1 rRNA gene is annotated in these 216 nt (G+C 58.3%); it reads right to left on the minus strand.

The window, feature by feature from the left end:
• Positions 1-216: ribosomal RNA gene (locus tag C484_RS22010) — 23S ribosomal RNA — on the minus strand; the annotation flags it as partial.

Genomic DNA, 216 nt, shown 5'->3' on the forward strand with positions numbered 1-216 from the left:
CACGTGCCTTTCGGCACGCTTCACCTTGTCCATGTCTAGATCGTCCGGTTTCGGGTCGTGCCCGTTTGACTCCCCGCGCTTGAACACGGTGGCCCTCGTCGAAAGACTGCGGCCATATCGGTTTCCCTACGCCTTCCCCGATGATCGGGTTAGACTCGTCAAACAGGCACACTCCCTGGTTCGTTTTTCAAAACGCACGACGCAACTCCGGCTTCC

Source organism: Natrialba taiwanensis DSM 12281 (assembly GCF_000337595.1).
In the GTDB taxonomy this organism is placed as follows: Archaea; Halobacteriota; Halobacteria; order Halobacteriales; family Natrialbaceae; genus Natrialba; species Natrialba taiwanensis.